Here is a 13322-nt window from a genome sequence, read left to right as displayed (position 1 = left end):
CCTTCAGGGGTGCGGGGCTGTGACATATGCGGCTCCGCCGCGTGGGCGTGAGCAACGACACACGGCCCGCGGCCGACGTCGGTCCGTGCCCGGCAGACGCTAAAGCTCCGCCAACAACTCCGCCTTCTTCGAGGAGAACTCCTCGTCCGTCACGAGCCCCGCCTCGTGCAACTCCCCGAGATGCCGGATCCGCTCGGCGATGTCCGCGGGGTCCCGGCGAGCCGCGGGCACCGCGGCCGGGGCGGGGCCCGCCGCCCGCACCGCGGCCAGCACCGCGGCAGCGAACGGCAACGACTCGTGCACAGGTCCATAGCCGAGCCCGAAGACCACAGCAGCCGGGTCCTGATCCGGTTGAGCCGGCGGCATGCCGTCCCGCCGTAACAGCCGCAGATGCCCCTCGAAGACCTCCGGCGAGCGCCACTCCACCCCACTGAGGCCGGTGACCGGGAAACTCTGGTCGCCGGCCTTCCACTTGGCGGAGGACGCGCCCGTCCAGAACCACCGGAAGGACACCGCCCTGCCGTCGAAGGACGCCTTCGCGTCGTAGGCCTTGAACTGCAGCGGCGCCTCGGGCGGCGCGACCAGGAACCGGTCGGCCGGGCCGCCGTCCCCGGTGAGCAGGGCGCGCAACTCGTCCGCGTAGTACTCGGCGAGGGTCTCGCGGTCGGCGGGCAGGACCAGCCGGTAGGGGTCGGAGGTCTCCTTGAGCTGCCCGTCCGCCGCCTCCATCAGCGGGTCGGCGCCGGGCCTCGGCACAGCGTGCAGGACCACCGTCCCGCGCTTGCCCTGAGTCAGCGTCACCCCCGCGATCGCCTCCAGGGGGATACGGCGTTCGCCGAGCGCCTGGAACAGCTTCGGCGTACGAATCCCCCGTTCGAAGCGGATGAGCACGGAGTCGGACTGGAACTCCCAGGCGGCATGAAATCCGGCCAGTACGTCACCCATACGGGTCATCGTATGCGGCACGAGCTCCTTCGTGACTCCCCCGACAGACCGCAATACCTGGTTTTCTACGCGCGTCCGGCCGACGTCGTACCGGACAAACCAGTCCGGCACGCGTCATCGTCATGTGCGCACCGCACCGCGCGGTACGCGCCGACGCCGATCTCGGCGAAGTTGCGCAGACTGTCGGTGCCCGGTTCGAAATATCCGGCGTGACCCTTCGCGTCCCGCGCGGACAGCACCCGTGCCCCGAAGTCGTGCGAGACCGGGTCGGCTCCGTGACCGAGGCCGCCGACCTCCAGGTGCGGCACGTCCTGGATCCAGTCGTCGGCGTCCCGCATGGCCCATACCCGGGCCGTGGTGTGCAGTCCGGCGGCCGTCTCGGTCCGCATGCCGGGGCTGCCCGCCACGGCTATGTCGGACACCCGCGACGGCACTGTGTGCGCGGCGACGCCGCACAGCACCGAGCCGTAGCTGTGGCAGTACAGCTGGACGGGCGAGCTGCCGGGCAGGGCGCGGACCAGGGCGTTCAGTCGGACGGCGCCCTCCTCGGCGCGCATCGCCGTGGCCGCCTCCACGCCGATTCCGCCGGGTGAGGTGTAGTCCGCCCAGGCGATCACGGCCGTACGGGTCAGGGGGCTCGCCGCGCGCTCGGCCGTGTACAGCGACCTGGCCATGCCGACCGGTGCCGAGTACTTGCGGAAGGTGCGCTGGAAGGTGAGCAGGTCGGTGTCGACGCCGGGGACGACGACGGAGATCCGCTCGGCCTTGTTCAGGTTCCCGAAGACCTCGGCCACGCGGCCCGAGCCCGCCGGGTCGAACGCGAGGATCTGCCGGTTATTCCGCATCAGCGACTCGAAGCGGTGCATGCGCCGGCCCGCCGCCTGCTGGCCGACGGCCGACAGCCGGTCGTCGTGCATCCGGGCCCGCTCGACCTTGCGCTGCTTGTCGAGGGCGATGCGGTTGGCGTCGTAGCGCAGCCGTACGGGCGCCCCGTTCATGTTGCCGACCGCGAGCGGGTAGCGGTGGGCGAGCCGGGAGCGCTGGTGGGCGTTGAGCGAGGCGAAGAACTGGGCGATCAGGGCCGGGCTCGCGGCCGGGTCGGGCAGGCGGTGCCCGGCGATCCTTCCGTGCTCCCACGCGGTGCGCGACGCCTCCAGGGGCGAGGCGGTGCGATGGCTGCGCACGGCGGTCCAGCCGGTCGTCGCGAGCATCACGAAGACCACGCCCAACGCGAGCAGCGCGCGCCAGACGTTGAGTTGCGGGGATGTGTCGAAGGAAGTCACTGGAAGGACACACTAGGAGAACGAGAGTGTCTCGCGTTGGCCGAGTGACGCGTCTCACGTTTCGCGTGAGACAATTGCGGCAAATCGGACGCGATTTACGCCTGATGGTCACGCTGCGTCGATGAGGTGTGCGTCACTTGACGCTCTGTGTGATCGTTCCTTCACTCGGCCGGTCGCGCGTGGCGGCTTGCGCGCCGGGAATCCGCTTGACGCGTCGGGATGTGACGCGGTCTCACTCCATGCGCCATTTCTCCGCCAGTGCGGGACCCACGGCGTCGAGGTACGAGAGGGTCAGTTCGCGCATCGCGGACAGGCTGACGTCCCCGTCCGTGCTCCACAGGCGCTCCGTCACCCGCATCACCCCACCGAACACGGCCACCGCGACCCGTGGCCGCGGGTCCGCGTCCACGTCGAGCCCCTCGCGGTCGGCGATCACGCGGGCGATCTCCTCCTCCAGCTCCGCCTGGCGACGCAGATGGGTGGCGAACAGGACCGGCGTCGACTCGATCAACCGGTAGGTGCGCAGATGGAGTTCGAGCGGGACGATCTGCTCGATGGCCTCGCCGATGCCGTCCCAGCCCTCCAGGACCGCCTGCCGCAGCGCCTCCAGCGGCGCCTCGTCGGGCGGGCGGTGGCGCACCGCGTCCACGAACTGCGACTCCGCTATGGAATGGGCGAAGAAGACGGCCTCCTCCTTGCCGGTGAAGTACCGGAAGAAGGTGCGCTGCGAGACCCCGACGACCTCGGCGATCTCGTCGACCGTCGTCCGCTCGTACCCGTGGGTGAGGAACAGCTCCAAGGCGGCGTGCAGCAGCGCGTCGCGGGTGCGCTGCTTCTTGCGCTCACGCAGCCCTGGGCCGGACGCCGTCTCCATGTGTCCTCATTTCGTTCATCCGCCCGGTTCAGCCTATCGGCGGGTGTCGTGACAGTTACCGACTTGTGAATAGGTTTGTCAATTGTCAGCGGCTGACACTAGCCTCGAACGCATGACTAGTCAGACCACCGTCGACGCGACGGAACCGGGGGACAAGACATCCGGCAGGTCGCTGGCCCCGCCGGAGCCGGCGCAGGAGCGCGGGCTGCGCGGACATCCGTGGTTCACCCTCGTCGCCGTCGCCATCGGCGTGATGATGGTCGCCCTCGACGGCACCATCGTGGCCATCGCCAACCCGGCCATCGCCAAGGACCTGGGCGCCAGCTTCGCCGACGTCCAGTGGATCACCAACGCCTACTTCCTCGCCCTCGCGGTCACCCTGATCACCGCGGGCAAGCTCGGCGACCGCTTCGGCCACCGGCAGACCTTCCTGATCGGCGTGGTCGGCTTCGCCGCCGCCTCCGGGGCCATCGGACTGTCCGACAGCATCGCCCTCGTAGTGACCTTCCGTGTCTTCCAGGGACTGTTCGGCGCGCTCCTGATGCCGGCCGCGCTCGGCCTGCTGCGGGCCACCTTCCCGGCCGAGAAGCTGAACATGGCGATCGGCATCTGGGGCATGGTCATCGGCGCCTCCACGGCGGGCGGCCCGATCCTCGGCGGTCTGCTCGTCCAGCACGTCAGCTGGCAGTCCGTCTTCTTCATCAATGTGCCGGTCGGCGCCATCGCGCTCGTCCTCGGCCTGCTGATCCTCAACGACCACCGCGCCGAGAACGCGCCGCGCTCCTTCGACCTGCTCGGCATCGCGCTGCTGTCCGGCGCCATGTTCTGCCTGGTCTGGGCCCTCATCAAGGCCCCGGCCTGGGGCTGGGGCGACGGAAAGACCTGGCTGTTCATCGGCGTGTCCGTGGTGGGCTTCGCCTTCTTCTCCTTCTGGGAGACGAAGGTGAAGGAGCCGCTGATCCCCCTGGGGCTGTTCCGCTCGGTGGCGCTGTCGGCGGGCGTCGTCCTGATGGTGCTCATGGCGATCGCCTTCATGGGCGGCCTGTTCTTCGTCACCTTCTACCTGCAGAACGTGCACGGCATGAGCCCGGTCGACGCGGGCCTGCACCTGCTGCCGCTGACCGGCATGATGATCGTCGGCTCGCCGCTCGCCGGCGCCGTGATCACCAAGGTGGGCCCGCGCATCCCGCTGGCCGGCGGCATGGCGCTCACCGCCATCGCGATGTTCGGCATGTCGAGGCTGGAGGCGGGCACCGGCAGCGGCGTCATGTCGATCTGGTTCGCCCTGCTCGGCCTCGGCCTCGCCCCGGTGATGGTCGGCGCCACCGAGGTCATCGTGGGCAACGCGGCGATGGAGCTGTCGGGTGTGGCCGGTGGCCTCCAGCAGGCCGCGATGCAGATCGGCGGCAGCCTCGGCACGGCGGTCCTGGGCGCGGTGATGGCCTCCCGCGTGGACAACGACCTGCCGGGCAACTGGGCGGCCGCCAAGCTGCCGCCGCTCACCCCCGCGCAGCTCGAACAGACCTCGCAGGCGGTCCAGCAGGGTGTCGCTCCGGTGGCGAAGGGGACGCCGGCCGCGATCGCCGAGAAGATCACGGGCGTCGCGCACGACACGTTCCTCTCCGGGATGAGCCTGGCGTGCCTGGTCGCGGCGGTGGTCGCGGTGGTCGCGGTGGGGGTGGCGCTGTTCACCAAGCGGGGGGAGAACGCGGAGGCGGGTGCGGGAGCGGCGCACATCTGAGTTCGCCTATCCGAGTGAAGGCACTCAAGATCCCTCCCATGCGGCGCGCGCCGCGGGCCACAGTGATCCACGTCTGCGGCGCGCTGCCGGAGGGGGGCAGCGCGCGGCAGGCCCGTGGGCCGGGTTTGTCGCCCCCGCCGCCCCTACCCACTCCCGTCCCCGAGGGGGCTCCGCCCCCTGGACCCCCGCTCCTCAAACGGCGGAGGGGCTGAAAATTCATAGGGCGGCGGGGGCGAAACCACTGCAGCCCCCGCCTGCGCCAGCGCCGCGACCTCCGCCCGCAGCGCCCGTACCTCCTCCGTCAGCTCCGCGATCGCCGCCGTCTGCCGCTGCTCCTCCACGTCGTCCTTCTCGAACCGCGCGATGAACCAGGTGGCGATGTTCGCGGTCACCACACCGAGCAGTGCGATCCCGGAGAGCATCAGCCCCACCGCGATCATCCGCCCGAGCCCGGTGGTCGGCGCGTGGTCCCCGTAGCCCACGGTCGTCATCGTCGTGAACGACCACCACACCGCGTCGCCCAGCGTCTTGATGTTCCCGTTCGGCGAATCCCGCTCCACCGACAGCACGGCCAGCGAACCGAACATCAGCAGCCCGATCACCGACCCGGCGACATACGTGGTCAGCCGGATCTGCGAGGCCATCCGCGCCCGCCGCCCCACCAGCATCAGCGTCGACACCAGCCGCAGCAGCCGCAGCGGCTGGAGCAGCGGCAGCACCACCGCGCACAGGTCCAGCCAGTGCGTGCGGACGAACTCCTTGCGGTACGGGGCTATCGCCAGCCGCACGAGGTAGTCGGCGGCGAACGCGCCCCACACCACCCACTCCGTCACCGTGCATGCGACCGTCAGCAATCGGCTCGCCGAGCTGTCCACGATCGGCACGGCATACGCGACGGCGAACGCCACCGCGAGCGCCAGCAGGGGCCGCTGGGTGCGCTGCTCCCAGCGGTCCTGCGCCGATTGCTCCTCCATGCCCGCATCGTAAGGAATGCGTAAGGGCGGCGGGGCAGTCAGCCCCGCCGCCCTCGACCCCTTCAGGGCGATACGGCTAGCGCCGCGTCACGCGTCGCCGCCCGCCGCACCCGGGTCGGCCGCCGTCACGTCCAGCAGCTGGTAGCGGTCGATAGCCTGCTTGAGCACCGAGCGGTCGAGCCTGCCCTGTGCGGCCAGCTCGGTGAGCACCGCCACCACGATCGACTGGGCGTCGATGTGGAAGAAGCGGCGGGCCGCACCGCGGGTGTCCGCGAAGCCGAAGCCGTCCGCGCCCAGGGACTGGAAGGTCCCCGGCACCCAGCGCGCGATCTGGTCCGGAACCGATCGCATCCAGTCCGACACGGCCACGAACGGTCCCTCGGCACCGCTCAGCTTCCGCGTCACGTACGGGACGCGCTGCTCCTCCTCCGGGTGGAGCAGGTTGTGCCGCTCCACCTCGACGGCCTCGCGGCGCAGCTCGTTCCAGGACGTCGCCGACCAGACGTCGGCCCGTACGTTCCACTCCTCGGCGAGGATCCGCTGTGCCTCAAGGGCCCACGGCACGGCCACGCCGGACGCCATGATCTGCGCCGGGACGGTGCCCGCCGTGCCCGCGCTGATGCGGTGGATGCCCTTGAGGATGCCCTCGACGTCCACGTTCGCCGGCTCGGCCGGGTGCTGGATCGGCTCGTTGTAGACGGTGAGGTAGTAGAAGACGTCCTCGCCGTGCGGGTGCTCGGGCGAGGAGCCGTACATCCGGCGCAGACCGTCCTGCACGATGTGCGCGATCTCGTACGAGTACGCCGGGTCGTAGGCGACACAGCCCGGGTTCGTCGAGGCGAGCAGCTGCGAGTGGCCGTCCGCGTGCTGGAGCCCCTCACCGGTCAGCGTCGTACGGCCGGCGGTCGCGCCCAGCACGAATCCGCGCGACAGCTGGTCGGCCATCTGCCAGAACTGGTCGCCCGTGCGCTGGAAACCGAACATCGAGTAGAAGACATAGACCGGGATGAGCGGCTCGCCGTGCGTCGCGTACGCCGACCCCGCCGCGATCAGTGACGCCGTGCAGCCCGCTTCCGAGATGCCGTCGTGCAGCATCTGCCCGGTCGGGGACTCCTTGTACGCGAGCAGCAGGTCCCGGTCCACGGACTCGTACTGCTGGCCGAGCGGGTTGTAGATCTTCGCGCTCGGGAAGAACGAGTCCATGCCGAACGTGCGGTACTCGTCCGGTGCGATCAGCACGAAACGCTTGCCGATCTCCTTGTCCCGCATGAGGTCCTTGAGGAGCCGCACAAAGGCCATGGTCGTCGCGATCGACTGCTGGCCCGAGCCCTTCTTCACGGTCGCGTACGTCTTGTCGTCCGGCAGCCGCAGCGGCTTCGAGCGCACCACGCGCGTCGGGACGTACCCGCCGAGCCCGTTGCGCCGGTCGTGCATGTACTGGATCTCCTCCGAGTCCCGGCCCGGGTGGTAGTACGGCGGCAGGCCGGACTCCAGCTCCTTGTCGGAGATCGGCAGGTGCAGACGGTCCCGGAAGTGCTTGAGGTCGGCGACCGTCAGCTTCTTCATCTGGTGCGTGGCGTTGCGGCCCTCGAAGTTCGGGCCCAGCGTCCAGCCCTTGATCGTCTTGGCCAGGATGACCGTCGGCTGGCCCTTGTGCGCCTTGGCCGCCGAGAACGCCGCGTAGATCTTGCGGTGGTCGTGACCGCCGCGGCCCAGGTGCAGGATCTGGTCGTCGGTCATGTTCTCGACCATCGCGCGCAGCCGGTGGTCGTCGCCGAAGAAGTGATCACGGATGTAGGCGCCGGACTCGGTCGCGTACGTCTGGAACTGGCCGTCCGGGGTCGTGTTCATCTTGTTGACGAGGACGCCGTCGCGGTCCTGCGCCAGCAGCGGGTCCCACGTCCGGTCCCAGATCAGCTTGATCACGTTCCAGCCGGCGCCGCGGAAGACCGACTCCAGCTCCTGGATGACCTTGCCGTTGCCGCGCACCGGGCCGTCGAGGCGCTGGAGGTTGCAGTTGACGACGAAGGTCAGGTTGTCGAGGCCCTCGCGGGCGGCGAGGGTCAGCTGTCCGAGCGACTCGGGCTCGTCCATCTCGCCGTCGCCGAGGAACGCCCACACGTGCGACTTGGAGGTGTCCGCGATGCCGCGCGCCTCCATGTAGCGGTTCATCCGGGCCTGGTAGATCGCGCCGATCGGGCCGAGGCCCATGGAGACCGTCGGGAACTCCCAGAAGTCCGGCATGGAGCGCGGGTGCGGGTAGCTGGAGAGGCCGTAGGGGGCCTTGGACTTCTCCTGGCGGAACCCGTCCAGATGCCGCTCGGTGAGCCGGTCCAGCAGGTACGCGCGCGCGTAGATGCCCGGCGAGGCGTGGCCCTGGAAGTAGACCTGGTCGCCGCCGTCGCCCTCGTCCTTGCCCCGGAAGAAGTGGTTGAAGCCCACGTCGTACAGCGAGGCGGAGGAGGCGAAGGTGGCGATGTGGCCGCCGACCCCGATACCGGGCCGCTGGGCCCGGGAGACCATGACGGCGGCGTTCCACCGGGTGGCGTTGAGAATCTTGCGCTCGATCTCCTCGTTGCCGGGGAAGAACGGCTCGTCCTTGGTCGCGATGGTGTTGACGTAGTCCGTGCTGCGCATCTCGGGCACGGCCACGCGCCGCTCGCGGGCCCGCTCGATCAGACGGAGCATCAGATAACGGGCCCGCTCACGGCCGCGCTGGTCCACGGCGGCGTCCAGGGAGTCGAGCCACTCCTGGGTTTCCTCGGGATCGAAGTCAGGAACCTGACTCGGAAGGCCGCCAATGATGATCGGATTGCGATCGGATCCGGAAGCCACGCTGTTCCTTACCTGTCAGAGGGCCACTTTCCATGTGCCTGCACCGATCCCCATCGTGTACCTCGGGGGAGCGGAACGTCATCTCTACTGTGAGGTAATCACCATCACGGACCGGGCTTCGTGGGCGTGCCCGACCAAAACGCAACGATACGCCCGGGCTGTGACGTGTCCCGCAAAGTCATTCGAGTCTCGTACCCGTAGAGGATTCCGGAATGCGCAAACCGGGCAGAACGGTGTGGTGTGGATCACCTCGGGGCGCGATACGGTGCCTGGAGTTGCGGCGACACGGCCAGGATCGTCACCGTTTCGGCGGTCTGAACCGCCGGGTACTTGCGCGATCCGCCCCGCCCGTGTGGACTACGGCCAATGCTTCGCGTACGCGCGTGGCTGAGATTCCCCCAAGCTCTTGACGAGCAGGGGGTACCCCCATCCAAGACATGATCAGGAGGCAACCCGTGAGCGCGACCGCGGACCACGCGGAGGAGCGGACTAACCCTGCCGCGAGGCTGGGGTTCCAGCCCGAGCAGGTGGTCCAGGAGATCGGCTACGACGACGACGTCGACCAGGAGCTCCGCGAGGCCATTGAGGAAGTCGTCGGCAGTGAACTCATGGACGAGGAGTACGACGACGTCGCCGATGCCGTGGTGCTGTGGTTCCGCGACGAGGACGGCGACCTGACGGATGCGCTGGTGGACGCCACCACGTACATCGAAGAGGGCGGCTCGATCCTGCTCCTCACGCCGAAGACCGGCCGTACGGGCTACGTGGAGCCGAGCGACATCTCTGAAGCCGCGACGACGGCGGGTCTGTCGGCGTCCAAGAGCGTCAGTGTGGGCAAGGACTGGAGCGGGAGCCGCCTGGTCACCCCGAAGGCGGCCAAGTCGAAGAGGTGACGCTCTGCTCGGTGGCCGCCCACTGAGCGATGCCCTCGGCAGGAGTGGCCGTACCCGGGGGTTGCGCCCCCGGACCCCTCCTTCGGCCTGAAGGGCCTCGTCCTCGGACAACGGACGGGCTGAGTTGCTCAGCCCGTCCGTTGGCTTGCGGTGATCGCTGCGTAGGGTGGTTCCCACCCGAACAGCCCCACCGAAGGGATGCAGGATCATGGCGATCCAGGTCGGCGACAAGGCCCCCGACTTCGAGCTCAAGGACAACCACGGCGCGACCGTGCGGCTCTCGGACTTCCGCGGTCAGAAGAACGTGGTGCTGCTCTTCTACCCCTTCGCCTTCACCGGCGTGTGCACCGGCGAGCTGTGCGAGCTGCGCGACAACCTGCCGAAGTTCGTCAACGACGACACCCAGCTGCTCGCCGTGTCCAACGACTCCATCCACACCCTGCGCGTCTTCGGCGAGCAGGAGGGCCTGGAGTACCCGCTGCTGTCCGACTTCTGGCCGCATGGCAACACTTCGCGCGCGTACGGCGTCTTCGATGAGGACAAGGGTTGCGCGGTGCGCGGGACCTTCATCATCGACAAGGAGGGCGTGGTGCGGTGGACCGTCGTCAACGGCCTGCCGGACGCGCGTGACCTGAACGAGTACCTGAAGGCGCTCGACACCCTGTGATGCCCTGTCGATCGGTTCGCCGAAGGGGCGCGCCCCTTCGGCTTACTTCGGTTCCAAGGCCTAGGTGGCGTGGGAACCCGTCACTAGGATCGACTCGTTGATCCGATACCAACGCACGACGGGGCTCCCCGCCCCTGGACACCAATGGGAGGACTCGTGGGAGTCAGCCTCAGCAAGGGCGGCAACGTATCGCTGACCAAGGAGGCCCCGGGCCTGACCGCGGTCATCGTCGGTCTGGGGTGGGACGTCCGCACCACGACCGGCACCGACTTCGACCTCGACGCCAGCGCACTGCTGCTGAACCCGTCGGGCAAGGTCGGCAGCGACGCCAACTTCGTCTTCTTCAACAACCTCAAGAGCCCGGACGGCTCGGTCGAGCACACCGGCGACAACCTCACCGGTGAGGGCGAGGGCGACGACGAGCAGATCAAGGTCAACCTCGCCGGGGTCCCGGCCGACGTCGACAAGATCGTCTTCCCGGTCTCGATCTACGACGCCGAGAACCGTCAGCAGTCCTTCGGCCAGGTGCGCAACGCGTTCATCCGCGTGGTCAACCAGGCCGGCGGCCAGGAGATCGCTCGGTACGACCTGAGCGAGGACGCCTCCACCGAGACCGCCATGGTCTTCGGCGAGCTGTACCGCCACGGCGCCGAGTGGAAGTTCCGCGCCATCGGCCAGGGCTACGCGTCGGGGCTGCGCGGCATCGCGCAGGACTTCGGTGTGAACGTCTGAGCCGAGCACGACAGCGGACGGGCCGGACTCACCGCGGTCCGGCGCCGCCTCCGACGGGAGCGCGGCGCCGGACACTCGGGTCAGGGCCCCTCGGGCTCGCGGAGTGCCGGTTCCGAGGCATGGTGCCGGCTCCGGGGGCTCGGGGCCGGCTCCGGCGCGAGGCGCCGGCTCTGGGGCCCCGGGGGTTCGGACCTCGGCCCCCGGGGGACGAGAACCCCCGAGCACGCGGGGGGACGACCCCCTGACACGTGGGGGGCGATCCCCTGACCACCGGGGGACGAGAAACCCCCGAACACCCGGGGGGCGACCCCCGACCACCGGGGGTCTCCGCCTCCGGGACGACGCAGTACCTCGGGGAGGACCAGCATCATGGGCGTCACGCTCGCCAAGGGAGGCAATGTCTCCCTCTCCAAGGCCGCACCGAACCTCACACAGGTCATGATCGGGCTCGGCTGGGACGCGCGCTCCACCACCGGAGCCCCCTTCGACCTCGACGCCAGCGCGCTGCTGTGCAGCGATGGCCGGGTCCTCGGTGACGAGTGGTTCATCTTCTACAACCAGCTCAAGAGCCCGGACGGCTCGGTCGAGCACACCGGCGACAACCTCACCGGTGAGGGCGAGGGCGACGACGAGAGCATTCTGGTCGACCTCTCCAAGGTGCCGCCGCAGTGCGACAAGATCGTCTTTCCGGTCTCCATTCACCTGGCCGACGAACGCGGTCAGACGTTCGGCCAGGTCAGCAACGCGTTCATTCGCGTCGTCAACCAGGCCGACGGCCAGGAACTCGCCCGTTACGACCTCAGCGAGGACGCCTCCACGGAGACGGCCATGATCTTCGGCGAGGTCTACCGCTATGGCGGCGAGTGGAAGTTCCGCGCCGTGGGCCAGGGGTACGCGTCCGGTCTGCGCGGCATCGCTCTAGACTTCGGAGTCAATGTTTCGTAAAGCCGGGTACGGCGACGGGGGAGCCAGCCCCGTACGAAAAATACGGATTGGGTAGCCAGTGCTTCTGAAAACCTTCGGCTGGTCGTTCGTGGTCACCGCGCTCGGCCTGGCAGTAGCGGTCCTCTACGGGGGGTGGACCGCCTTCGGCATCGTGGCGATCCTGTCCATCCTCGAGATCTCGCTGTCCTTCGACAACGCGGTGGTCAACGCCGGAATCCTGAAGAAGATGAGTGCCTTCTGGCAAAAGATCTTCCTCACGGTGGGCGTCCTCATCGCCGTCTTCGGTATGCGACTGGTCTTTCCGGTCGTGATCGTCGCCGTAACGGCGAAGAAGAACCCGATAGACGCGGTCAATCTGGCGCTGACCGACAAGGATCAGTACCAGCAGCTCGTCACCGACGCCCACCCGGCCATCGCGGCCTTCGGCGGGATGTTCCTGCTCATGATCTTCCTGGACTTCATCTTCGAGGACCGGGACATCCAGTGGCTGCGCTGGATCGAGCGCCCGCTCGCCAAGCTCGGCAAGGTCGACATGCTGGCGGTCTGCATCGCGCTGATCGTCCTGCTGATCACCTCCATGACCTTCGCGACCCACGCCCACCAGCACGGCGGCGCGCACGTCGACAAGGCGCAGACGGTTCTGATCTCCGGCATCGCCGGCCTGATCACGTACATGATCGTCGGCGGCCTCTCCGGCTTCTTCGAGGACAGGCTCGAGGAAGAGGAGGAGCGTGAGCACGAGGAGGAGGAAGAGGCCAAGCGCAGCGGCAAGGAGCGCTCGGCGGTCGCTCTCGCCGGCAAGGCCGCGTTCTTCATGTTCCTCTACCTGGAGGTCCTGGACGCGTCCTTCTCCTTCGACGGCGTGATCGGCGCCTTCGCCATCACCAACGACATCATCCTGATGGCGCTCGGCCTCGGCATCGGCGCGATGTACGTTCGGTCGCTGACGGTCTACCTGGTCCGCCAGGGCACCCTCGACGAGTACGTCTACCTGGAGCACGGCGCGCACTACGCGATCGGCGCGCTGGCCGTGATCCTCATGGTCACCATCCAGTACGAGATCCACGAGGTGATCACCGGTCTCGTCGGCGTGGTCCTGATCGGCTGGTCCTTCTGGTCCTCCGTGCGCCGCAACCGGGCGCTCGCCGCGGCCGAGGGAAAAGACTCGACCTCGAACGAGAAGACTGAGGTCTCGTCCGGGGTGTGATGCCCCTTTTTTGAGGCTCGGTTCGCCTCCGGGGCGCAAAAGTCGGTGTCGAGACGGCGATCGTGCTCAGCCCTTCGGGCCTCCGCGCTCCCCCAAGCTCTTCGAGCAGGGGGACCCCCAGCCGTCTCGACACCGACGCGCCCCTTCGGCTCACTCGCCGGCAGTGGCTGTTTCGCGGGTGTGGACCGGGCCCGGGGGAGGAACGCTCTGGGCAGGGCGGCCGCGA

General features: G+C 68.7%; 11 protein-coding genes. 6 read left to right on the top strand and 5 right to left on the bottom strand.

Annotation, left to right across the window (positions count from 1 at the left end; genetic code table 11):
- Nucleotides 1-99 precede the first annotated feature (99 nt).
- The 3 genes from Q2K21_RS28120 to Q2K21_RS28110 all read right to left on the bottom strand — a co-directional run bounded on the left by Q2K21_RS28120 (nucleotide 100) and on the right by Q2K21_RS28110 (nucleotide 3102).
- A complete protein-coding gene (locus Q2K21_RS28120; RefSeq protein ID WP_310776341.1) occupies nucleotides 100-945 on the bottom strand; it encodes a DUF4429 domain-containing protein in 846 nt (281 codons plus the stop codon).
- Nucleotides 946-1010: 65 nt separating this feature from the next.
- Entirely contained in the window at nucleotides 1011-2228 is a 1218-nt protein-coding gene (locus tag Q2K21_RS28115) for an alpha/beta hydrolase (RefSeq protein ID WP_310776339.1), read from the bottom strand.
- A gap of 232 nt (nucleotides 2229-2460) precedes the next feature.
- On the bottom strand, nucleotides 2461-3102 hold the full coding sequence (locus Q2K21_RS28110; protein WP_310776337.1) for a TetR family transcriptional regulator: 642 nt from the start codon (nucleotides 3100-3102) through the stop codon (nucleotides 2461-2463).
- 112 nt (nucleotides 3103-3214) lie between these two features.
- On the opposite strand from Q2K21_RS28110, the gene Q2K21_RS28105 reads away from it, so the two are divergent.
- Nucleotides 3215-4843, top strand: coding sequence for an MFS transporter (locus tag Q2K21_RS28105; RefSeq protein WP_310776335.1), 1629 nt, complete (start codon nucleotides 3215-3217; stop codon nucleotides 4841-4843).
- A gap of 143 nt (nucleotides 4844-4986) precedes the next feature.
- Here the strand turns inward: Q2K21_RS28105 and Q2K21_RS28100 are convergent, their stop codons facing one another.
- The gene (locus tag Q2K21_RS28100) at nucleotides 4987-5817 is read right to left on the bottom strand and encodes a potassium channel family protein (RefSeq protein ID WP_310776333.1); all 831 of its coding nucleotides are present in this window, start codon (nucleotides 5815-5817) and stop codon (nucleotides 4987-4989) included.
- Between the two features lie 87 nt (nucleotides 5818-5904).
- Entirely contained in the window at nucleotides 5905-8652 is a 2748-nt protein-coding gene (aceE, locus tag Q2K21_RS28095) for a pyruvate dehydrogenase (acetyl-transferring), homodimeric type (RefSeq protein ID WP_310776331.1), read from the bottom strand.
- 455 nt (nucleotides 8653-9107) lie between these two features.
- Here aceE and Q2K21_RS28090 point away from each other — a divergent pair, with 455 nt between their 5' ends.
- From Q2K21_RS28090 to Q2K21_RS28070, 5 genes are all read left to right on the top strand, one after another.
- Complete coding sequence (locus tag Q2K21_RS28090) at nucleotides 9108-9545, top strand: DUF3052 domain-containing protein (RefSeq protein ID WP_310776329.1); 438 nt, start codon at nucleotides 9108-9110, stop codon at nucleotides 9543-9545.
- A 208-nt stretch (nucleotides 9546-9753) separates the two neighbouring features.
- A complete protein-coding gene (locus Q2K21_RS28085) occupies nucleotides 9754-10212 on the top strand; it encodes a peroxiredoxin (RefSeq protein WP_310776327.1) in 459 nt (152 codons plus the stop codon).
- Nucleotides 10213-10368: 156 nt separating this feature from the next.
- Nucleotides 10369-10944, top strand: a complete 576-nt coding sequence (locus tag Q2K21_RS28080) for a TerD family protein (protein WP_310776325.1) — start codon at nucleotides 10369-10371, stop codon at nucleotides 10942-10944.
- 369 nt (nucleotides 10945-11313) lie between these two features.
- Nucleotides 11314-11889, top strand: coding sequence for a TerD family protein (locus tag Q2K21_RS28075; RefSeq protein WP_310776324.1), 576 nt, complete (start codon nucleotides 11314-11316; stop codon nucleotides 11887-11889).
- A gap of 58 nt (nucleotides 11890-11947) precedes the next feature.
- A complete protein-coding gene (locus tag Q2K21_RS28070; protein WP_310776323.1) occupies nucleotides 11948-13096 on the top strand; it encodes a DUF475 domain-containing protein in 1149 nt (382 codons plus the stop codon).
- Nucleotides 13097-13322: the final 226 nt, after the last annotated feature.

The sequence above is a fragment of the Streptomyces sp. CGMCC 4.7035 genome (assembly GCF_031583065.1).
GTDB classification, from domain to species: domain Bacteria; phylum Actinomycetota; class Actinomycetes; order Streptomycetales; family Streptomycetaceae; genus Streptomyces; species Streptomyces yaanensis.
The sequence above is the reverse complement of the archived record's forward strand: the minus strand, read 5'-3'. Positions and strand labels throughout refer to the sequence as shown.

What these genes read in the sequence shown, in the direction of transcription:
- Q2K21_RS28075 (WP_310776324.1), top strand. Translation starts at nt 11,314, where the DNA reads ATGGGCGTCACGCTCGCCAAGGGAGGCAATGTCTCCCTCTCCAAGGCC.
- Q2K21_RS28120 (WP_310776341.1), bottom strand. Translation starts at nt 945, where the DNA reads ATGGGTGACGTACTGGCCGGATTTCATGCCGCCTGGGAGTTCCAGTCC.
- Q2K21_RS28110 (WP_310776337.1), bottom strand. Translation starts at nt 3,102, where the DNA reads ATGGAGACGGCGTCCGGCCCAGGGCTGCGTGAGCGCAAGAAGCAGCGC.
- Q2K21_RS28105 (WP_310776335.1), top strand. Translation starts at nt 3,215, where the DNA reads ATGACTAGTCAGACCACCGTCGACGCGACGGAACCGGGGGACAAGACA.
- Q2K21_RS28100 (WP_310776333.1), bottom strand. Translation starts at nt 5,817, where the DNA reads ATGGAGGAGCAATCGGCGCAGGACCGCTGGGAGCAGCGCACCCAGCGG.
- Q2K21_RS28085 (WP_310776327.1), top strand. Translation starts at nt 9,754, where the DNA reads ATGGCGATCCAGGTCGGCGACAAGGCCCCCGACTTCGAGCTCAAGGAC.